The organism is Pseudomonas syringae (assembly GCF_002157375.1).
GTDB lineage: Bacteria > Pseudomonadota > Gammaproteobacteria > Pseudomonadales > Pseudomonadaceae > Aquipseudomonas > Aquipseudomonas syringae_T.
Map to the genome: position 1 here is coordinate 47,944 of NZ_MTSA01000010.1, position 20,842 is coordinate 68,785.

Here is a 20,842-nt window from a genome sequence, read left to right on the forward strand (position 1 = left end):
AAGCGTCCACACTATTTCTGTTTTGATACATTTTGACGGGAGCGCCGCAGCTCTCGCCAAAGCGAAAGATCGGGCTGACAAGGCGAATATGGCAAAGGCTGGCTGTACGAATGTTGAACAATGGATCGAAGGCAGACGGCGGGTCAGCGATTGCAACAACGCCAGAGGGTTTCACGCGTCACCGGGTCGAGCGTCAACGACTGACGCTCGATAACGGCCTTCAGCCCTGCGCCCATATGGGCCTCAGGCATCGGAAGAAAGCCGTGCTTTCGAAACCAGGGCCCGTTCCAGATCGGTTCACGGAATGTCGTCAGGCTTATCGCTTGCACCTGAAGAGCATCCGCATATGCCAGGGCGGACGTCAGTAAGCTCACACCCACGCCAAAGCCTGAAACACGCGGATCAACGGCAATATTGTCCAGGTATAAAAGCCCGTCGAGGGGTCGTGTGGCCGCAAAACCAACGACCTGCTGATCGTGCCGGTCGACAGCCACCATGACCCGACAGGCTTTGAATCTGTCTGCGTTCAACGCAGGCGTGTCGGCGATGTACGCCAGAGAGGGAATGGTTCTATAACGAGAACGGGCCTGCGTCGAGATACGCATCAAGTCTGGCAGATCGTGGGCTTGCGACAGACGCAGTTGAAATGCCATCGGATCCTTCCTCAATACCCGCCCTCCATCCGACAAGAAATTTGCCGCCATCAAGGCAGGCGATTTCTGGCACGGGGTGTATGGATTCATCAAGTAGCACAATTGCGCACTTGAACATGCACATAAGAGATCATGAAGTGACACATTAAAAAGGATAAAGCATCACATAGAGCCACCTTAAATCATCAAAAAGCTGCTTCCTTCTGCAGTCATAACGCTATTTCGGGCGGGCAGACTGCCGATTTTGTCCCGGGTGGCCGACAACAAACACCACCCATTTCACGTCAAATGTGGCTTACTTGACTTCATCATCATCCAACCAGGGATCTCTTCCCTGCCCTCGCGGTCTTTTAACGCATGACGAATTCGCGCTCTGCTTTCATACCCTCTTGGCTACGCCCTGTTTTGCGCCCGCTGCTGGACCCGTATCGTCGCTATCGACATGCGCGGCTGATCCACGCGGCGCGAATTGCGGTGGGGTTGCTGGTCACGATCCTGCTGACCACAGGCCTCAATCTGCCTCACGGCGAATGGGCATCGGTCACGATGCTGATCGTGATCGGCGGCTTGCAGCACCACGGCAATATCGGCAAGAAATCGGTCGAGCGTGCCTACGGGACGCTGATCGGCGCCGGGCTGGGTCTGATCGTGGTGGTGCAGCAGGGCTATCTGGAAATGCCGTTGCTGACCTACGCCATGATGTCGGTGATGTGCGGGTTCTTCGCTTATCACGCCATCGGCAAAGGCGGCTATACCGCGCTGCTGTCCGCGATCACGCTGTTTATCGTTGCGGGGCACGGTTACAACCCGATCAGTGACGGGCTGTGGCGGACGGTAGACATCCTGATCGGTATCGCGCTGGCGTTGGCGTTCTCCTTCGCGCTTCCGCTCTACGCCGTGTTTTCCTGGCGCTACAACCTGGCCAGCGGCTTGCGTGACTGCGCCAAGGTGTATGGACGCATCGTGCAAGGCCAGCCGGTCACGGCTGACGAGCATTTGAAGCTCACAGCCAGGCTGAACGCCACGATGCTGCAACTGCGCTCGCTGCTGCCGTCCGTCTCCAAGGAAGTGAAGATGTCGATGGTCGAACTGGACGCGATTCAGGGGCACTTCCGCATGTGCCTGAGCACGCTCGAAATTCTGGCCAACATCCGGCCTGCCAACCTGGATCAGGCTGCGGGCGAGTCATTGAAGGCGTCGCTGGACAACGATTATCGCCAGATCCGTCGTCAGTTGATCGGCATGGCCCGCGCGCTGCAAACAGGGGCCACTGAACGGCTGGAAAGAACATCGGAAAGCACACCGGCACAGCCGGTCATCCCCGCCGAGTTGATGGGCTATCACTTGATGACTCAACAACTGGCGCAAAATCTGGACGGGTTGCAAGCCCGGCTGGCGAAGACCGCCAGACGCTGGAAGTTCTGAAGGAAATGCCTGTGTCCGACACCCGCCCGCCGACGCTGGATGAGATTGATCGAAAACTGATCGCTGCGTTGCAGATCAACGCCCGCGAAAGCGTCGCCATGCTGGCCCGTCAGTTGGGAATCGCCCGCACCACAGTGACCTCTCGGCTGGCCCGGCTGGAAAGCAGCAACGTGATTACCGGCTACGGTGTCCGCCTCGGCAAGCGGGTGGTCGATGGCGGTTTGCAGGCGTATGTCGGCATCACCGTGCAACCCCGTTCCGGCAAGGAAGTACTGCGCCGGCTAAGCGCATTGGCGCAGGTTCAGCAACTGTGCGCGGTGAGCGGCGAGTTCGATTACGTGGCCTGGCTGCGTACCGACTCACCCGAGCAACTCGACCAGTTGCTGGACCTGATCGGCAGTGTGGACGGCGTCGAGAAAACCACAACGTCGATCATTCTCAGCAGCAAGATCGACCGCGGGCAGCCTGTCTGAAGAACCCGTTGATCCCGCTCGATCAATCAAAATGGCCAGCCCTCTCGTCACTTCGTACAGACAAACATCATATCGACGACACTTTGCGTCTTATTAACGTGTGTGCAGTTATCTAAACTGTTGTTTTTCGCCGTTGCTACCCAAGGTCAGTCATGAAAAACAACCGTCACCCCGCCAACGGCAAAAAGCCGATCACGATGTTCGGCCCTGATTTTCCGTTTGCCTTTGACGAGTGGATCGAGCACCCGAAAGGCTTGGGCAGCATCCCAGACGAAAACCACGGCGCGGAAGTGGCGATTATCGGGGCCGGTATTGCCGGGCTGGTCGCGGCCTATGAATTGATGAAGATGGGCCTCAAACCCGTGGTGTACGAGGCGTCCAAGATGGGCGGCCGGTTGCGCTCGCAAGAGTTCGAAGGCGCCAAGGGCATCGTTGCCGAGCTGGGCGGCATGCGTTTCCCGGTGTCCTCGACGGCGTTCTTTCATTACGTCGACAAGCTGGGCCTTGAGTCCCGGCCCTTCCCCAACCCGCTGACCGCCGCCTCCGGCAGCACGGTCATCGACCTGGAAGGCACCACCTATTACGCCCAGATGCTTTCGGACCTGCCTGCCCTGTTTCAGGAAGTGGCGGATGCCTGGGCCGATGCACTGGAAAGCGGTTCGCAATTCGGCGACATCCAGCAGGCGATCCGCGACCGTGACGTGCCGCGCCTCAAAGAGCTGTGGAACAAACTGGTTCCGCTCTGGGACGACCGTACCTTCTACGACTTCGTCGCGACGTCCAAAGCGTTCGCCAAACTGTCTTTCTACCACCGCGAAGTGTTCGGTCAGGTGGGCTTTGGTACAGGCGGCTGGGATTCGGATTTCCCCAATTCGATGCTGGAAATCTTTCGCGTCGTGATGACCAACTGCGATGAACACCAGCACCTGATTGTCGGCGGCGTGCAGCAAGTGCCGGTCGGTCTGTGGAGCCATGTGCCCGAGCGCTGCGCCCACTGGCCCAAGGGCACCAGCCTGTCATCGCTGCACCGTGGCGCTCCGCGTCCCGGCGTGAAACGTATCGCACGAGCCGAAGATGGAAGCTTTTCCGTCACTGACAACTGGGGCGACACCCGTCAATACGCCGCCGTGCTGACCACCTGCCAGAGCTGGCTGCTGACCACTCAGATCGAGTGCGAAGAGTCGCTGTTCTCACAGAAGATGTGGATGGCGCTGGACCGCACACGCTATATGCAGTCCTCCAAAACCTTCGTCATGGTCGACCGTCCATTCTGGAAGGACAAGGACCCGGAAACGGGGCGCGATCTGATGAGCATGACCCTCACCGACCGCCTGACCCGTGGCACGTACCTGTTCGACAACGGCGACGACAAACCGGGCGTGATCTGCCTGTCTTACTCGTGGATGAGCGATGCGCTGAAGATGTTGCCGCAACCCATCGAAAAACGCGTGAAGCTGGCGCTCGATGCGCTGAAGAAGATCTATCCGAAAGTGGACATCGCAGCACGCATCATCGGCGACCCGATCACCGTGTCGTGGGAAGCCGATCCGCACTTTCTGGGGGCATTCAAAGGTGCGCTGCCGGGCCATTACCGCTATAACCAGCGCATGTACGCGCACTTCATGCAGCAGGACATGCCCAGCGAACAGCGCGGCATGTTCATCGCCGGTGACGATGTGTCCTGGACACCGGCCTGGGTGGAAGGCGCAGTGCAGACGTCGTTGAACGCGGTGTGGGGCATTATGAATCACTTCGGCGGCAAGACCCACGCCGAAAACCCCGGCCCCGGCGATGTGTTCCACGACATCGGCCCGATTGCGCTGGCTGACTGACTGACCGGCAAAAAGGAAATGTCATGCGCATTGCGCTTTACCAATGCCCGCCCTTGCCGCTGGATGTCAGCGGCAACCTGAATCGGCTTGAACAACAGGCCATTGCCGCAGCCAGCCAAGGCGCGCAGGTGCTGGTTTGCCCGGAGATGTTTCTGACCGGCTATAACATCGGCGCTCACGCCGTTGGTGAGCTGGCGCAACCCTCTGACGGCTTGGCGGCGACTCGCATTGCTGCCATCGCTCAGGCAAGCGGCATCGCGATTCTGTACGGATACCCGGAACGCGGTGCCGATGAGCAGATTTATAACGCCGTGCAGTTGATCGACAGCCACGGCGTGAGCGTGTGCAACTACCGCAAGACGCACCTGTTCAGCGAGCTGGACAGGTCGATGTTCACAGCGGGCGACGATCACTGTCCCGTGGTCGAGCTGAATGGCTGGAAACTGGGATTGCTGATTTGCTACGACGTCGAGTTTCCCGAAAACACCCGCCGCCTGGCACTGGGCGGTGCCGAGCTGATTCTGGTGCCGACCGCAAACATGGCGCCTTACGATTTCGTCTGTGAGGTAACCGTGCGGGCGCGGGCCTTCGAAAATCACTGTTACGTGGTGTACGCCAATTATTGCGGCAGCGAAGGCGATATTCGCTATTGCGGGCTCAGCAGCCTTTGCGCACCTGACGGCAGCCGCCCGCTGCTGGCAGGCCAGGATGAAGACTTGCTCGTCGGGACGCTGGACAAAGCGCTTCTGGCGCAGGCCAGGACAGTGAATGATTATTTTGTGGATCGAAGACCTGAACTTTATACGCCACTGACCCGAGCCAGGCACTGATACATCAAGCAGCTGCACCGGCCTCTTCGTGAGCAATGCGGATCGCCGCCCCGGTCACTCCCACATTTACCGAGCCCGACACTGCCCCCCTGTGGGAGCGAACTTGTTCGCGAAGGCGGTGTTTCAAGTGACCTCATTTCTGCGAATGTATCGGCTATCTATGCGCCACTGACCCGAGCTCGACACTGATGCATCAAGCAGCTGCACCGGCCTCTTCGTGAGCAAGCTCACTCCCACATTTACCGGGCACACATGGCTGCCTGTGGGAGACCTGAGCTTTATGCGCCACTGACCCGAGCCAGGCACAGATACATCAAGCAGCTGCACCCGCCTCTTCGTGAGCAAGCTCACTCCCACATTACCGGGCAGACAGGGCTGCCTGTGGGAGACCTGTACTGTATACACCACTGACCCGAGCCCTACACTGATGCATCAAACAGCTGCACCGGCCTCTTCGTGAGCAATGCGGATCGCCGCCCCGGTCACTCCCACATTTACCGAGCCCGACACCGCCCCCTGTGGGAGCGAACTTGTTCGCGAAGGCGGTGTTTCAGGTGACCCCATTTCTGCGAATGTATCGGCTATCTCGACTATCGTGCCAGGCTCGCGAACTCCGTCGGTTATCCGCTAGCATGACGCTTCGCCTTCCCTGCTGCCGTGGACGCCCTCATGCCTGCCCCGCAATCTGCTGACCTCAGACGTATCACGCTGGCCAACGGCCTGAGTGTGGTGCTGTGTCACGACTCGCGGCTCAAGCGCAGTGCGGCGTCGTTACGTGTAGCCGCAGGCAGTCACGATGCGCCGCAGGCGTGGCCGGGGCTGGCGCATTTTCTGGAGCACCTGTTCTTTCTGGGCACCGAGCGTTTTCCGAAAGGGGAAGATCTGATGACGTTCGTGCAACGTCATGGCGGTCAGGTCAACGCCAGCACCCGCGAGCGCACGACCGATTTTTTCTTCGAGCTGCCGCAAACCAGCTTCGCTCAAGGGCTGGAGCGTCTGTGCGACATGCTCGCCCATCCCCGCATGGCCGTGGCGGACCAACTGCGCGAACGCGAAGTGCTGCACGCCGAATTCATCGCCTGGGTCGGGGATGCCGAAGCGCGCAGTCAGACGGACCTGTTGGCCGCGATCAATCCTCAGCATCCTTTGCGCGGCTTTCATACGGGTAATCGCTACAGCCTGTCGGTGCCCAACCCGGCGTTTCAACTGGCCCTCAAGGGCTTTTTTCATCGCTTTTATCAAGCCGGGCAAATGACCCTGTGCCTGGCCGGGCCGCAGTCTCTGGGAACGCTGGAGGCGCTGGCAAAAACATACGGCATGATGTTTACGCCTGGAGAAAAGTCACCTCAGCTCCCGCCTCCGACGCTGATCGCCCCTTCGGCCCTCCCTAAACGGGGCGAAGCTGAAAAGCATCTGCTGTTCGCCTGCGAGGATCTGCCAGACAAGGCCGACGAGGCGGTCGCGTTCCTGTGTCATTGCCTGAATGCGGGTCATGAGGGCGGGCTGCGTGACGAACTGGCCAGACGGGGCCAGGCCAGTTCACTCAATGCCACTCCGTTGTATCAATTCGGTGGGCAGCTTTTGCTCGATATCGAGTTCAAAGGCGCTGTCGTAAACACAGCCACCGGCAACGGCCTGTTTTTAAGCTGGCTTGAGTTTTTCAGGATTCACTGGCCGGCACTGGTCGAGGACTATCAACGTGTTCAACAGCGCCGTTTGCACACCGGTGGCGCATTGGCGCTGGCGCATCATTACTGCCGCGACACCCCTGCGCAGTTGAGTGACCAAGGCGCGATAGCCCTGAGCGTATTGCTTGATCAACTCAACGCCAACGCGCGGGCCATCTTGTCGACTGTGGATAACCCGAGCGATGGAGGGGTCAAGTGGCAACTTCCAGCGCCCAACCCATTTTTGAAGCCAGCATCAAACGACAGTGCCGAGGCTGCGGTTTACCTGCGTTGGGAGTTGCCGTGCCCACAGCCGGCGCTCTGGCGAACACTCGATGCCAGGCTCAAGCGGTTGACCGACGACGCCCGACACGCCGGTGTGCTTCTGGTGTTCAGCGCTGAAGGCCCCTTTTGGCAGCTCCAGCTCAACGGGTTGCGTGAACCGATGGCGGCGGTGGTCGAACACTGCCTGCGCAGGCTGCAACATTCCGGCCCGGATACGCAGGGTTTGACCGGGCAACATGAAGAACCCGCACTGATCCCGATTCGTCAGTTGCTCAAGCGGCTCGCTGATCACTACCTGACACGTCAGACAGAACAGAAGCCCCTCGACTTGCAAACCACGTGGGCACATTCGCGCTGGATCAGCTTTACCCACGGATTCTGCCCGTCCAGCCTGCCGCCGTTGAACGCAGCGCTGAATAAAACGCCAGGCACTCGGCAGGAAGAGCGACCTGCGTTACCAGCCGTCAACGCCGGCAAACGCTGGGTCGCTGAAGCCTGTTCTTCGCCCGACGACGCGCTGCTGCTTTTTTGCCCCGCGCCCTCAATGTCCATCGAGGATGAAGCCGCCTGGCGCTTGCTCGCACACCTGTTGCAAGCACCGTTCTACCAACGGCTGCGGGTCGAGTTGCAACTGGGTTATGCCGTGTTCAGCGGTGTCAGGCAAATTGCCGGCAGGACCGGATTACTGTTTGGGGTCCAGTCGCCGACGTGCAGCACCCAACAGCTTTTTCAGCACATCGAAACGTTCTTGGGCGAGCTGCCGGAACGGGTTCGCAGCACCGATTTACCTGCTCAGGTTCAGGCGTTATCAGCTCAGTTCGATTCGTTGAACATGACCGGTCAACAGCAGGCAGACCTGCACTGGCACGCGCACCTTGCCGGGCATGAGGGCGATTACCTGACGGCCTTGCAAGGTGCGCTGTCAAATCTGGATACACACTCGTTATCGAGCGCTGCGAAGCAGTTGATCGACGCGGCAAGCGGCTGGCTGATCGTCGCCAACCGCCCTGCTCCGGTGGTCGACGCCCGATCCTTACCTGAACGGTAACGGTCTTTCATGCAGATTCTGGCCCTGCTGAATTGTTAAAATGAGTAACATAGCTCCCTAAGCATCTGAACGTATGCCTTCAGCGATGCACTAAGATGTAGTCACCCACCGCTGCACTTATCCGAGGAGATTTTTATGTCGTGGACTAAACCTGCTTACACTGATCTGCGTATCGGTTTTGAAGTCACCATGTACTTCGCAAGCCGTTGATTTCAGTGCGCTGTGAAGCCTCGGTTCGCCGGGGCTTTTTTTATGGTTGTGGCTGTTCTTTATTTTTGTATGCCAAGGAGCTGACATGTACATCCAGATTCTAGGTTCCGCGGCGGGCGGCGGGTTCCCCCAATGGAACTGCAACTGCGTCAATTGCGCAGGTTTTCGCGATGGCAGCCTGAACGCGCAGGCGCGGACCCAGTCGTCCATTGCCCTGTCGGACGACGGCGTACACTGGGTGTTGTGCAACGCCTCGCCCGACATTCGTGCGCAATTGCAGGGCTTTGCGCCCATGCAGCCCGGGCGAGCATTGCGCGATACCGGCATCAGCGCCATCGTGCTGATGGACAGCCAGATCGACCACACCACCGGTCTGCTCAGCCTGCGCGAAGGCTGCCCGCATCAGGTCTGGTGTACCGACATGGTCCATGAAGACCTCAGCACCGGCTTCCCGTTGTTCGAGATGCTCAAGCACTGGAACGGCGGTCTGAACTGGAACCGTATCGAGCTGCAGGGCAGCTTCGTGATCCCGGCCTGTCCAAACCTGCGCTTTACGCCCTTCCCGCTGCGCAGCGCCGCACCGCCCTACTCGCCACACCGTTTCGATCCGCATCCTGGCGACAATATCGGTTTGCTGGTCGAAGACACGCGCACAGGCGGCAAGCTGTTCTATGCGCCGGGTCTGGGCAAGGTCGACGAAGCGCTGGCCGAAAAAATGCGCGACGCCGACTGCCTGCTGGTCGACGGTACGATGTGGGACGACGACGAAATGCAGCGCCGGGGTGTCGGCACTCGCACCGGTCGGGAAATGGGCCATCTGGCCCAGAACGGCCCCGGCGGCATGCTCGAAGTGCTGGAAAGCTTCCCGGAGCAGCGCAAGGTGCTTATCCACATCAACAACACCAACCCGATTCTCGACGAAGACTCCCCGGAGCGCGCCGAGCTGGTTCGTCGCAATGTCGAAGTCGCCTACGACGGCATGAGCATCGAGCTTTAGGAGCTGACATGAGCCAAGCGACTGCGCTGTCCCCCGCTGAATTCGAACAGGCCTTGCGTGCCAAGGGCGCGTATTACCACATCTACCACCCGTTCCATGTGGCGATGTACGAAGGCCACGCGACCCGTGAGCAGATTCAGGGCTGGGTCGCCAACCGTTTTTACTATCAGGTGAATATCCCGCTCAAGGATGCTGCAATTCTGGCCAACTGCCCGGATCGCGAGATTCGCCGCGAATGGATTCAGCGCTTGCTCGATCACGACGGCGCGCCCGGCGAAGACGGCGGCATCGAAGCCTGGCTACGCCTCGGCGAGGCCGTTGGGCTGGATCCGGATCAATTGCGCTCTCAGGAACTGGTGTTGCCGGGTGTGCGTTTTGCCGTTGACGCCTACGTGAACTTCGCCCGCCGCGCCAACTGGCAGGAGGCCGCCAGCAGCTCGCTGACCGAGCTGTTCGCGCCGCAGATCCACCAGTCGCGACTGGACAGCTGGCCGCAGCATTACCCGTGGATTGACCCTACCGGTTACGCGTATTTCCGTACCCGCCTGGGTCAGGCCCGGCGCGATGTGGAACATGGCCTCGCGATCACGTTACAGCACTACACGACCTACGAAGGCCAGCAGCGTATGCTGGAAATCCTGCAGTTCAAACTCGACATTCTCTGGAGCATGCTCGACGCAATGTCGATGGCCTACGAGTTGAATCGCCCGCCGTACCACAGTGTGACCGACCAGAAGGTCTGGCATAAGGGGATTACGCTATGAAGCACACGTTGAAGCACGACCTGACGTTCAGGTCCAAGGTTCCCAAATGGAGTACGGGTTATCGCTTTCAGTACGAACCTGCGCAAAAAGCCCATGTGGTTCTTTATCCCGAAGGCATGATCAAACTCAATGACAGCGCGGCCCTGATTGGCGGGCTGATCGATGCAAAGCGCACCATCGCTGACATCATCGACACGCTTCATCAGCAATTCCCCAATGTTCCCGAGCTGGGCATGGACGTCGACGAGTTCATGGAAGGCGCCAGTAAGAAAAACTGGATCAATTTTGAAAAAAAACCGGATCAACGTTGACTGACACTGCACGCGCCACCAGCAGCCCCTACATACCGCCCACGCCCGAAGTCGGCCTGCCGCTGTGGCTGCTCGCCGAGCTGACCTATCGCTGCCCACTGCAATGCCCTTATTGCTCCAACCCGCTGGATTTCGCCCAACAGGGCCAGGAGTTGACCACTGAGCAATGGTTCAAGGTCATGCAGGAAGCACGCGAGATGGGGGCGGCGCAGATCGGGTTTTCCGGCGGCGAGCCATTGGTGCGTCAGGACCTTGCCGAACTGATCGCCGAGGCGCGACGACTCGGCTTTTACACCAACCTGATCACCTCGGGCATTGGTCTGACAGAAGAAAAGATCATCGCCTTCAAGGAAGCGGGCCTGGACCATATCCAGATCAGCTTCCAGGCCAGCGACGAGCAGGTAAACAACATGCTCGCCGGCTCGAAGAAAGCGTTTGCGCAAAAGCTGGAAATGGCCAAGGCGGTAAAAAAGCACGGCTACCCGATGGTGCTGAACTTCGTGACCCACCGGCACAATATCGACCGGATCGACAAGATCATCGAGCTGTGTCTGGCACTGGAAGCAGACTTTGTCGAACTGGCAACCTGTCAGTTCTACGGCTGGGCGCACCTGAACCGCATCGGTCTGCTGCCGACCAGGGATCAGCTGGTGCGTGCTGAAGCAGTCACCAACGAATACCGTGACCGGCTCGCCGCGCAAGACCATCCGTGCAAACTGATCTTCGTCACCCCCGATTATTACGAAGAGCGTCCCAAGGCCTGCATGAACGGCTGGGGCAATATCTTCCTGACCGTGACGCCGGATGGCACCGCCCTGCCGTGTCATGGCGCTCGGCAGATGCCGATACAGTTCCCGAACGTGCGCGACCACAGCATGCAGCACATCTGGTACGACTCGTTCGGTTTCAACCGTTTTCGCGGTTACGAGTGGATGCCCGAACCATGCCGCTCGTGCGACGAGAAGGAAAAGGATTTCGGCGGCTGTCGCTGCCAAGCGTTCATGCTGACCGGCGACGCCGCCAATGCCGATCCGGTGTGCAGCAAATCCTATCATCACGGGATCATCACTCAGGCTCGCGACGAGTCCGAAACCGCGACTCAAACCATTGAAGAGCTGGCCTTTCGCAATGACCGAAACTCACGACTCATCGCAAAATCCTCCTGAGCCCCTGACCGCTGCACAAGCGGTCGCGGCAGGCACCGACTTCGCCGAGCTGGACGTCAGCTCCGCCGGCCTGTTCTGGAACGAATATCGCCCTGAAGACGGCGCCAGTCGCATATGGCACTGGTACGCGAACAGCAAACGCTGCCTGACGCCGCAAGGCTTCAGCGTGCGCAGCCGGGTGTATGAATACGGTGGTGGCTCGTTCTGTCTGGCCGACGATGCCGTGGTGTTCGTCAACGAGCGCGATCAGCAGTTGTATCGACAGGCGCTGGACGCCAGCGAACCGGTTGCGCTGACCCAGGGCGACAGGCGCTACGGCGGCCTGTTCTTCAGCAATGGGCAGGTTCTGGCGGTCGAAGAAGCCCACAATACCCACCGTTTGGTTGCCATTGATCTGGCGGACGGGCAGCGTCGGCTACTGGCCGAGGGGGCTGACTTTTACGCGTCACCGCTTATCAGCGCCGATGGCCAGCGTCTGGCCTGGGTCGAGTGGCAGCGCCCTCATCAACCGTGGACGCGCACCCGGTTGATGTGTGCCGCGAAACAGGACGACGGCCAGTGGGGCACGGCCCTGTGCGTGGCGGGTGACGGTGCCGAGGAATCCTTGCAGCAGCCACGCTTTGATGCTCAGGGTCGACTGCACTGCCTGACTGACCGCGCCGGCTTCTGGCAGCCGTGGAGTGAGTCTGCTTCGGGGTTTGCGCCACTGCCTGCCGCCCCCGCCGATCACGCGTCCGCGCCTTGGCAACTGGGCAGTTGCACCTGGCTGCCCATCAACGATGGCTACCTGGCGAGTTGGGCGCAGGACGGTTCGTGGGTGCTGGGGCTGTGCCAGGCTGACGGCGCCACCGAAGACTTCAGCGTCGGTTACAGCCGCTTCCGCGGCCTGGCCGTGGACGAAGACTTTATCTACTGCATCGCGGCCTCGGCGGTCAGCACGTCTGCCGTACTGGCCATTTCGCGTGTCGATCAGAGTGTGCAGGTATTGGCTGGAGGCGGTTCTCCGCTGCCGGCCGAACAGATCAGCCTCCCGCAGCCGTTGCGCTACCCCAGCGGCGACGCTGAAGCCTACGGCTACTTCTATCCCGCCATGACCGGCGCCGAAAAGCCACCACTGGTGGTGTTCATACACGGCGGCCCGACCTCGGCCTGCTATCCGGTGCTGGACCCGCGCATTCAATACTGGACGCACCGCGGCTTCGCCGTCGCCGACCTGAATTATCGCGGCAGCAGTGGCTATGGCCGTGAGTTTCGGCAGAGCCTGTACCTGAACTGGGGCGTGGCCGATGTCGAAGACGCCTGCGCCGTCGTCACCCACCTGGCCGAACGCGGCTTGATTGATGAGCAACAGGCTTTCATACGGGGCGGCAGCGCGGGCGGCTACACCACCTTGTGTGCGCTGGCGTTCAAGGATGTGTTTCGTGCGGGGGCGAGTCTGTACGGCGTCAGCGATCCGGTTGCCCTGGCCAAGGCCACGCACAAGTTCGAGGGCGATTACCTGGACTGGCTGATCGGCGATCCGGTCAAGGACATTGAGCGCTACGAAGCCAGAACCCCGCTGCTGCACGCTGACAGCATCAATGTGCCGGTGATCTTTTTTCAGGGTGAACGGGATGCCGTCGTGGTCCCGGAGCAGACGCGCTCCATGCTCAAGGCCTTGCAGGACAGAGGCATCAAGACCGAAGCACATTTCTATCCGGACGAGCATCATGGGTTCCGCAAGGCGGCTAACCTGGCAGATGCACTGGAGAAGGAATGGAAGTTTTACCGGGATGTACTTGATGCTGCTGAGTGATGGCCACGATTGATCGTCCCGACGGTTGGAACGATCAACCCATGCGCCGGGGCGTTACTTACGCGAAACGATGATGTAGATCGCGTGGATGATGCCCGGGATGTAACCCAGCAGGGTCAGCAGGATATTCAGCCAGAAAGCGCCAGCAAAGCCGACTTGCATGAACACGCCCACAGGCGGCAGCAGAATGGCAAAAATGATACGAATGATGTCCATGGGATGCTCCTGAGTGATTGGCTCTAAATGGCCATACAGCTAATCGACCCTTGCCATCGGTGAGGGTTCAACCGGCTCTGGCAAGACGCCATTATTTTCAGGAGAGGTTTGCTGCATGCCGCTGACGACCCAGCCTGCAATTAGCGCCTGCACATGACGCAGACGTACCTGACACTTAAAACGCAGACAAAGAAAACCCCGCCGAAGCGAGGTTTTCCAGACTGTTTCCCTGATTTCCCTTTCACCCCACCGTCCTGGCAGGCTTCCCTACGTGTCCCTGTTATGTCTTGTTGCGCTTCCTGCGCTACGTCCATGAACAAAGATTAACTTTGGATCCCTTTTTTGGGAAGAGGCCAATTGGCGTCACGTTGTGTAAGCAAATGCTTACGTTACGTTTTCGGTCAGAACTGTGACGCTTCCAGCAGAAACAGGGACTCGCTGCCCGCGCGCACCGACGCATCAAGCGAATGAATACGCGGCAGCAGGCGGGCGAAGTAGAAGCGCGCGGTGCCCAGCTTGCTCGCGTAAAACGCTTCCTGCTGTTCTTTACCCAAGGCTGCCTTGGCCATCATTGCCCACATGTAGGCGTAGGCGGTGTAACCGAACAGATGCAGGTATTCAACCGAGGCTGCACCAATCTCGTTGGGGTTGTTGCGCGAGCGGTCCAGCACCCAGGCGGTCAGCTCGTCCAGCATGTTCAGCGCAGCCGTCAACGGCCGTGTGAACTCACCCAGCGAGCCATCGGCGCCCTCGATGAACTGACGCACTTCGTCCGAAAACACCTGGTAGAACGCGCCATTGGAACCGACGATCTTGCGACCGACCAGGTCCAGCGCCTGAATACCGTTGGTGCCTTCGTAGATCTGGGTAATGCGCACATCACGCACCAGTTGCTCCTGGCCCCACTCACGAATGTAACCGTGACCGCCGAACACCTGCTGGCCGTGGACCGTGGTTTCCAGCCCGATATCACTGAGGAAAGCTTTGGCGACCGGAGTCAGCAGCGCCACCAGGTCGTCGGCCCGTTTGCGCGCCACTTCGTCCGGGCTGAACTTGGCAATGTCCAGTTGCAGGGCAACGTAGCTGGAGAACGCCCGACCGCCTTCGTTGAACGCCTTCATGGTCAGCAGCATGCGACGCACGTCAGGGTGGACGATGATCGGGTCCGCGGCCTTTTCCTTGTTCTGCGCACCGGTCGGAGCACGGCTCTGCAGGCGGTCGAGGGCGTATTCGACGGCGTTCTGATAGGACTGCACGCCGGACGCCAAGCCCTGAATGCCCACACCGAGACGCTCGTAGTTCATCATGGTGAACATGGCCGCCAGCCCCTTGTTGGGCTCGCCGATCAGGTAACCGATGGCGCCATCGAAGTTCATGACACAGGTCGCGGAAGCCTGAATGCCCATCTTGTGCTCGATGGAGCCACAACTGACGGTATTGCGCGCACCGACGCTGCCATCGTCGCCGACCATGAACTTGGGCACCAGAAACAACGAGATACCTTTCGGGCCGGGCGGCGCATCAGGCAGCTTGGCAAGCACGAGATGGATGATGTTCTCGGTCAGGTCGTGTTCGCCGCCCGTAATGAAAATCTTGCTACCGGTGATCGTGTAAGTGTCATCGGCCTGCGGCTCGGCCCTGGTGCGGATCATGCCGAGGTCCGTACCGGCATGCGCCTCGGTCAGGCACATCGACCCGGCCCAGACGCCCGAATACATGTTGGGCAGGAATTTGGCCTTGAGGGCTTCGGTGGCGTGGGTATTGATGGACACGCACGCCCCGGAGGTCAGCATCGCATACAGACCAAAGGCAAGACTGGCGGAGTTGATCATCTCTTCGACCTGAGCCGAGACCACCTTGGGCATGCCCATGCCGCCGAACTCGGGATTGCCGCCAACGCCGACCCAGCCGCCTTCGGCGTAGGTCCGGTAAGCTTCCGGAAAACCCGCCGGCGTGGTCACGACGGTGTCTTTCCAGTGGCAGCCTTCCTCATCGCCATTACGGCTCAGGGGGGCAATGGTCTTGCTGGTGACTTTGCCGGCCTCTTCGAGAATGGCGTCGACCGTTTCCGCGTCGACTGTTTCAGCCAGCTCGGGCAGTTGCGCCCAGAGCCTGGAGACCTCGAACACTTCATTAAGGACGAAGCGCATATCGCGCAGTGGCGCTTTGTAGTCAGCCATGGCAAACCTCGTGTACACGGGACGAGAGACGTTGGGAACGCTGATCGATGCGAGAGAGGACGCTGATCAGCCGTCGAGTTTCACGAGTTTACCCGAACAACATTTCAGACACATAGGGTCGTGTCATGACTGGATAGTCATAGCAGGTCACGACGTTATACGGCAGGAATCAGCTCGCTGTTTCGGCCGTGCGCACGGCACCGCGCCGGTTCAGTTGCTCATAAGAAACGACACAGTTGCGCCCGGCGCCCTTGGCCGCATACAGGGCCTGATCAGCGGATTTGAGCACCTCTTCCGGTGTGCGATGTTCAGGCTGGCGTTCGGCGACGCCGATACTGACCGTTACCGAGACACTGCCTGCGTGAGCACCGCCGCGTCGCTGACGGCCTTGCTGATCGTCCTGAGGACGGCTGTCCTTGTTACGCAACTGAATCTCGTAACTGGCGATGGCTTCGCGAATCGCTTCCAGATGCGGCAGGCATTCTTCAATAGTCTTGGCCGCAAAGACAATGGCGAACTCTTCCCCGCCATAGCGATACGCCTTGCCGCCCCCATTGGTGATTTTCGACAGCTTGCTGGCCACCAGGCGCAGCACCTGATCACCAACATCATGACCGTGTGTATCGTTGAATTTCTTGAAGTGATCGACGTCACTCATCGCCAGCACATAGTTGCGACCCAGACGCTGCATGCGCTCGTTGAGTGCCCGGCGACCTGGCAGCCCGGTGAGTTCGTCGCGGAAGGCCATCTGGTAGGCCTCGTGAGCGACGGCGGCGGCGATCATCAACATGACCTGGCTGCAAAGGATATTCAGCGTGAACGGCAGAATGAACGTCTTCGGCAACGCCCAGAACAACCCCAGCAGACCGACGATCTGGGCGGCATGCAGCGGTCGGGGCTTTTCCAGGTATTGCCAGATAAGCACCGCGAACGACACCATGAACATCGCGTAGGACAACTGGATCAGGCTCATCCACGCCCCGTGCAAGGCCGGCCAGCGAATGTCGGCCAGCCAGACTTGCAATTCGACCGGGTAACTCTGCTCAAGCCCCAGCGCCACGCCGCCCACGGCCACCAACACCGCCAGCCGCGCGACCATGTCCTGAAACAGGTGAGTCCGCTCCTCCCACGCTGCATATAGACCAAACAGCACCGGTAGCAGCAGACAGACCAGATGGAAGATGACCGCAGCGTCTTCGCGGACCTTGCCGTTGTCGCGGTAGTAGTCAGTCTGGGTATCGAGCAGGTAGTAGGCGATGTACACCGTGAGCATCAGAAACAGCTCACGCTGGCGTCGGTAAACACAGCAGTAAGCGCCGCCCAACAACAGGACGAGCGTGGGCAGCACATTGAACAGGGACGTGAAGAAGACGTTCAGGTCTTTCACATACGCAGCCGCAAGCCCCGCCACCAGCAATGCCAGTGACGGCAGAAAATGACTCAAGCGTGCAGCGGACGAGCGCAACAAAAGGGGTTTCTCCTACCCTGGAACGAACCGATATCATTGTGCCTTCATCCAGCGAGCAATGCATACAGCAGGATCAATAACCGAGCTACTTTCTGTAACGGCAGGAGGCTGGAAATGTTTATTGCGCAGGTGATGATCGGATCAAGCCCGGACGCAGAGCGTGCGGAACGGGAATCCTGCAAAACGCAGGCATAAAAAAAACCGCCTGATCAGCGATCAGGCGGTTTTGACTAACGCAGGACTCAGTAAGCCAGGCCGAAGTCTTCTTCTTTCATGTCCATCAAATTGCTGGCGCCCGACAGGATGGCGGCAACGTGAGTGCGGGTACGTGGCAGGATACGCTGGAAGTAGAAACGCGCGGTCTGGATCTTGGCGCGATAGAACGCCTCGTCCGATGTACCGGCTGCGAGCTTCTCGGCAGCCAGACGCGCCATGTCGGCCCAGAAGTAAGCCAGGCAGGCATAACCGGAATACATGATGTAGTCCACCGAAGCGGCACCCACTTCTTCGCGGTCCTTCATCGCGGCCATGCCCACTTTCAGGGTCAGATCGCCCCACTCCTTGTTCAGCGCGGCCAGCGGGGTCACGAATTCCTGAACGGCTTCGTTGCCTTCATTGCCCTGGCAGAACTTGTGTACGATCTTGGTGAAACCCTTCAGCGCTTCGCCTTGGGTCATCAACACCTTGCGGCCCAGCAGGTCGAGTGCCTGGATACCGGTGGTGCCTTCGTACAGCATCGAAATGCGGCTGTCGCGAACGTTCTGCTCCATGCCCCACTCGGCGATAAAACCATGACCGCCGTAGATCTGAACACCGTGGTTGGCAGCTTCGAAACCCACTTCAGTCATGAAAGCCTTGGCAATCGGCGTCATGAACGCCAACAGTGCGTCGGCCGCTTTCTTCTGCTCCGGGTCTTCGCTGTACTTGACGATGTCGACCTGTTTGGCCGTGAAATACACCATCGCGCGGGTGCCTTCAGCGAAGGCTTTCATGGTCAGCAGCATGCGACGCACGTCGGGGTGGACGATGATCGGATCAGCGGACTTTTCCGGTGCTTTAGGGCCAGTCAGCGAACGCATCTGCAGACGGTCGCGGGCATATTTCAGGCCGCCCTGAAAGGCAACTTCAGCGTGCGCCAGACCTTGCAATGCAGTGCCCAGACGCGCGGTGTTCATGAACGTGAACATGCAGTTCAGGCCCTTGTTCGGCGGGCCGATCAGGTAGCCGGTCGCGCCGTCGAAGTTCATCACGCAGGTGGCGTTGCCGTGGATGCCCATCTTGTGCTCGATCGAGCCGCAGTTCACTGCGTTGCGCTCGCCCACGCCGCCATCGGCAGCCGATAGGAACTTGGGCACGATGAACAGCGAGATGCCTTTGGTGCCAGCCGGCGCGTCGGGCAGGCGAGCCAGCACGATGTGGACGATGTTATCGGCCATATCATGCTCGCCAGCAGAAATGAAGATCTTGGTGCCGGTCACCTTGTAGGTGCCATCCGCCTGAGGCTCGGCCTTGGTGCGCAACATGCCCAGGTCGGTGCCGCAATGCGACTCGGTCAGGCACATGGTGCCGGTCCATTCCCCGGAAACCAGCTTGGTCAGGTACGCGTCCTGCTGCTCGGGGGTACCGTGCTCGGAAATCGTGTTCATCGCGCCGTGAGACAGCCCAGGGTACATGCCCCACGACCAGTTCGCTTCGCCAACCATCTCGCTGACCGCAAGCCCCAAGGACTCAGGCAGACCCTGACCACCGTGCGCCAGGTCATGGGCCAGGCTCGGCCAGCCGCCTTCGACAAACTGCTTATACGCCTGCTTGAAACCGGACGGCGTCTTCACGCCCGACTCGCTCCAGGTGCAGCCTTCGGTGTCGCCGACACGGTTCAGCGGGGCCAGAACCTGCTCACAGAACTTGGCGCCCTCTTCGAGAATGGCGTCGACCATATCCGGAGTGGCGTCATGACAGGCGGGCAGACTCTGATAGTGCGCTTCATAACCGAGCAGCTCGTCGCGGACGAAACGAATATCACGCAAGGGGGCCTTGTAGTCAGGCATAGCGATAAACCTCTGCTGATGAATCCTGGAACGAATGACCGGGCGGTCGCCGAGAACAGAGCCTCAAGCACCAGACAATCTCGTATGCCTTGCGGTCAAACAGGTGTTTGAAACATACGTTTACGCCCAAACCTTGTCAATAGCGAACCACGCACCATTCGTCCACGGTCATGACAGGCGCACGCCAGAGGGCAGAAAACGTAAGGGGGAGTTTAGTCGGGGCGAAGAGAATGACAGGGGCTATACAGGCGGGTGATGCAGGGGAATTCAGCAGGCAACGCCGTGCGTATCGGGCACGGCGCGGATCACGGGCAGGGTGTCAGGCGTAAGTGTCGATCAACGTACCGAGCGCTTCATTGCTCGCCCTCTGGGCCGCAAGCCCGGCTTCGAACTGGCTTTTGCCAGCTTCAAGCTCGACGATATTGGCGGGCAGATCGGAGCGTTGGCTGCGATCAACCGAGCGAAGGTTTTCAAGCTGAAAGTCTGAAGACTGGCTTCGACCCGACACTTCGACATTGGAGCTGGCAATCTGGGTGGCCGCCTGATCCACACGGCTCTGCCCGACCTGCATGGCGCTGAGGCCCGGGTAGAGGGTGTTATTCATGGTGATTTGCATAAGCCGATCCTCAGTTCAAAAAACGAACACCTGCATTGAACCAGCATTTGCCCGGAAATACTCGACAAACAGACTAATGGCACTAGGCCTCACGATAGCCTGAGTCTTGGCAACCCGAAAAGTACGTTGCCTGTCAGGAACATAGCGCGCCTGTCAGCAGAGCTTGGCGACATTGAGGTATAGCGCCACATTTTCGGCGCTGGCAGTATGCAGCCGGGGCACCAGCCCGAGGCACGGGGCCGGCAAGCGCTCAACCAGCGTGACCAGGTTTTCCTCAAGCCGCGACGTCTCCGGGTCAATGAGATTGGCCACCCAGCCCGCGAGGTGCAAACCGTCCCGCGCGATGGCCTCTGCGGTCAGCAGCGCATGATTGATACAGCCCAGGCGGATCCCCACCACCAGAATCACCGGCAAACCCAGAGCGATGGCCAGATCGGAAAGGTTACTTCGCCCGGCCAGCGGTACACGCCAGCCTCCAGCACCTTCGATCAGGGTGAAGTCAGCCTGTTGATCCAGAATGTGGCGCATCGGTTTCAGCAACGAATCAACGGTCAGCTCCACCCCCGCCTCGCGTGCGGCCAGATGCGGTGCAATGGCGGGCGCCAGTGCCAGCGGATTGACCTCATCGTAACTCAGCGCAAGCGAGCACTCTGCCTGCAACGCCAGCGCGTCAGCGTTGCGCAGCCCTTGCGGGGTCATGACACAGCCGGACGCGACAGGCTTGCCCGCGGCCGTACTCAGGCCATGCAATCGAGCCGCATGCAGCAAACCGGCCGCCACTGTGGTTTTGCCAGCATCGGTGTCTGTTCCGGTAATGAAATAGGCAACACTCATCTCGGCAACCTTCTCTTCGTCACG

Annotated in this window: 18 protein-coding genes; 11 read left to right on the forward strand and 7 right to left on the reverse strand. The window is 59.6% G+C overall.

Features of this window, described 5'->3' with window-relative positions; genetic code table 11:
• Window positions 1–143 precede the first annotated feature (143 nt).
• Entirely contained in the window at window positions 144–653 is a 510-nt protein-coding gene (locus BW686_RS14115) for a GNAT family N-acetyltransferase (RefSeq protein ID WP_084917760.1), read from the reverse strand.
• 357 nt (window positions 654–1,010) lie between these two features.
• Between BW686_RS14115 and BW686_RS14120 the strand changes: the two genes are divergently transcribed.
• The 11 genes from BW686_RS14120 (at window position 1,011) to BW686_RS14170 (ending at window position 13,456) form a co-directional block, all read left to right on the forward strand.
• Window positions 1,011–2,078 carry an FUSC family protein gene (locus BW686_RS14120; RefSeq protein WP_084917762.1) on the forward strand — a complete coding sequence of 356 codons (1,068 nt, stop codon included), beginning with the start codon at window positions 1,011–1,013 and terminating at the stop codon, window positions 2,076–2,078.
• An 11-nt stretch (window positions 2,079–2,089) separates the two neighbouring features.
• Complete coding sequence (locus BW686_RS14125) at window positions 2,090–2,551, forward strand: Lrp/AsnC family transcriptional regulator (protein WP_084918069.1); 462 nt, start codon at window positions 2,090–2,092, stop codon at window positions 2,549–2,551.
• Between the two features lie 152 nt (window positions 2,552–2,703).
• Window positions 2,704–4,383 carry a flavin monoamine oxidase family protein gene (locus tag BW686_RS14130; protein ID WP_084917765.1) on the forward strand — a complete coding sequence of 560 codons (1,680 nt, stop codon included), beginning with the start codon at window positions 2,704–2,706 and terminating at the stop codon, window positions 4,381–4,383.
• 23 nt (window positions 4,384–4,406) lie between these two features.
• Window positions 4,407–5,213 carry a carbon-nitrogen hydrolase family protein gene (locus BW686_RS14135; RefSeq protein WP_084917767.1) on the forward strand — a complete coding sequence of 269 codons (807 nt, stop codon included), beginning with the start codon at window positions 4,407–4,409 and terminating at the stop codon, window positions 5,211–5,213.
• A gap of 669 nt (window positions 5,214–5,882) precedes the next feature.
• Window positions 5,883–8,213 (forward strand): pyrroloquinoline quinone biosynthesis protein PqqF, encoded by a 2,331-nt coding sequence (pqqF, locus tag BW686_RS14140; RefSeq protein WP_084917769.1) that lies wholly within the window; start codon window positions 5,883–5,885, stop codon window positions 8,211–8,213.
• Window positions 8,214–8,348: 135 nt separating this feature from the next.
• Complete coding sequence (pqqA, locus tag BW686_RS14145) at window positions 8,349–8,423, forward strand: pyrroloquinoline quinone precursor peptide PqqA (protein ID WP_003422658.1); 75 nt, start codon at window positions 8,349–8,351, stop codon at window positions 8,421–8,423.
• Window positions 8,424–8,508: 85 nt separating this feature from the next.
• Window positions 8,509–9,420: a pyrroloquinoline quinone biosynthesis protein PqqB gene (pqqB, locus tag BW686_RS14150; RefSeq protein WP_084917771.1), complete on the forward strand. Its 912-nt coding sequence runs from the start codon at window positions 8,509–8,511 to the stop codon at window positions 9,418–9,420.
• Between the two features lie 8 nt (window positions 9,421–9,428).
• Window positions 9,429–10,184, forward strand: a complete 756-nt coding sequence (pqqC, locus tag BW686_RS14155) for a pyrroloquinoline-quinone synthase PqqC (RefSeq protein WP_084917774.1) — start codon at window positions 9,429–9,431, stop codon at window positions 10,182–10,184.
• Window positions 10,181–10,495 (forward strand): pyrroloquinoline quinone biosynthesis peptide chaperone PqqD, encoded by a 315-nt coding sequence (gene pqqD, locus BW686_RS14160; RefSeq protein ID WP_179149269.1) that lies wholly within the window; start codon window positions 10,181–10,183, stop codon window positions 10,493–10,495. Before pqqC ends, pqqD begins: the two co-directional genes overlap by 4 nt.
• Window positions 10,492–11,661 (forward strand): pyrroloquinoline quinone biosynthesis protein PqqE, encoded by a 1,170-nt coding sequence (gene pqqE / locus BW686_RS14165; protein ID WP_084917776.1) that lies wholly within the window; start codon window positions 10,492–10,494, stop codon window positions 11,659–11,661. Before pqqD ends, pqqE begins: the two co-directional genes overlap by 4 nt.
• Window positions 11,624–13,456, forward strand: a complete 1,833-nt coding sequence (locus BW686_RS14170; RefSeq protein WP_084917779.1) for a S9 family peptidase — start codon at window positions 11,624–11,626, stop codon at window positions 13,454–13,456. The genes pqqE and BW686_RS14170 overlap by 38 nt, the downstream gene beginning before the upstream one ends.
• A 54-nt stretch (window positions 13,457–13,510) precedes the next feature.
• Here the strand turns inward: BW686_RS14170 and BW686_RS14175 are convergent, their stop codons facing one another.
• The 6 genes from BW686_RS14175 to bioD form a co-directional block, all read right to left on the reverse strand.
• Window positions 13,511–13,672, reverse strand: coding sequence for a YqaE/Pmp3 family membrane protein (locus BW686_RS14175; protein WP_002555565.1), 162 nt, complete (start codon window positions 13,670–13,672; stop codon window positions 13,511–13,513).
• A 401-nt stretch (window positions 13,673–14,073) separates the two neighbouring features.
• Entirely contained in the window at window positions 14,074–15,852 is a 1,779-nt protein-coding gene (locus tag BW686_RS14180; protein WP_084917782.1) for an acyl-CoA dehydrogenase C-terminal domain-containing protein, read from the reverse strand.
• Window positions 15,853–16,021: 169 nt separating this feature from the next.
• A complete protein-coding gene (locus BW686_RS14185) occupies window positions 16,022–17,320 on the reverse strand; it encodes a GGDEF domain-containing protein (protein ID WP_084917784.1) in 1,299 nt (432 codons plus the stop codon).
• 242 nt (window positions 17,321–17,562) lie between these two features.
• Entirely contained in the window at window positions 17,563–19,368 is a 1,806-nt protein-coding gene (locus BW686_RS14190) for a phenylacyl-CoA dehydrogenase (RefSeq protein WP_084917787.1), read from the reverse strand.
• 319 nt (window positions 19,369–19,687) lie between these two features.
• Window positions 19,688–19,984 carry a pyrroloquinoline quinone biosynthesis protein PqqE gene (locus BW686_RS14195; RefSeq protein ID WP_084917790.1) on the reverse strand — a complete coding sequence of 99 codons (297 nt, stop codon included), beginning with the start codon at window positions 19,982–19,984 and terminating at the stop codon, window positions 19,688–19,690.
• Window positions 19,985–20,137: 153 nt separating this feature from the next.
• Window positions 20,138–20,818 (reverse strand): dethiobiotin synthase, encoded by a 681-nt coding sequence (gene bioD, locus BW686_RS14200; protein WP_084918074.1) that lies wholly within the window; start codon window positions 20,816–20,818, stop codon window positions 20,138–20,140.
• Window positions 20,819–20,842 lie beyond the last annotated feature (24 nt).

Excerpts from the sequence above, each read along its gene's own strand:
- BW686_RS14115 (WP_084917760.1), bottom strand. The coding sequence starts at position 653 with ATGGCATTTCAACTGCGTCTGTCGCAAGCCCACGATCTGCCAGACTTG.
- BW686_RS14120 (WP_084917762.1), top strand. The coding sequence starts at position 1,011 with ATGACGAATTCGCGCTCTGCTTTCATACCCTCTTGGCTACGCCCTGTT.
- BW686_RS14130 (WP_084917765.1), top strand. The coding sequence starts at position 2,704 with ATGAAAAACAACCGTCACCCCGCCAACGGCAAAAAGCCGATCACGATG.
- BW686_RS14135 (WP_084917767.1), top strand. The coding sequence starts at position 4,407 with ATGCGCATTGCGCTTTACCAATGCCCGCCCTTGCCGCTGGATGTCAGC.
- pqqF (WP_084917769.1), top strand. The coding sequence starts at position 5,883 with ATGCCTGCCCCGCAATCTGCTGACCTCAGACGTATCACGCTGGCCAAC.
- pqqB (WP_084917771.1), top strand. The coding sequence starts at position 8,509 with ATGTACATCCAGATTCTAGGTTCCGCGGCGGGCGGCGGGTTCCCCCAA.
- pqqC (WP_084917774.1), top strand. The coding sequence starts at position 9,429 with ATGAGCCAAGCGACTGCGCTGTCCCCCGCTGAATTCGAACAGGCCTTG.
- pqqD (WP_179149269.1), top strand. The coding sequence starts at position 10,181 with ATGAAGCACACGTTGAAGCACGACCTGACGTTCAGGTCCAAGGTTCCC.
- BW686_RS14170 (WP_084917779.1), top strand. The coding sequence starts at position 11,624 with ATGACCGAAACTCACGACTCATCGCAAAATCCTCCTGAGCCCCTGACC.
- BW686_RS14175 (WP_002555565.1), bottom strand. The coding sequence starts at position 13,672 with ATGGACATCATTCGTATCATTTTTGCCATTCTGCTGCCGCCTGTGGGC.
- BW686_RS14180 (WP_084917782.1), bottom strand. The coding sequence starts at position 15,852 with ATGGCTGACTACAAAGCGCCACTGCGCGATATGCGCTTCGTCCTTAAT.
- BW686_RS14190 (WP_084917787.1), bottom strand. The coding sequence starts at position 19,368 with ATGCCTGACTACAAGGCCCCCTTGCGTGATATTCGTTTCGTCCGCGAC.
- BW686_RS14195 (WP_084917790.1), bottom strand. The coding sequence starts at position 19,984 with ATGCAAATCACCATGAATAACACCCTCTACCCGGGCCTCAGCGCCATG.
- bioD (WP_084918074.1), bottom strand. The coding sequence starts at position 20,818 with ATGAGTGTTGCCTATTTCATTACCGGAACAGACACCGATGCTGGCAAA.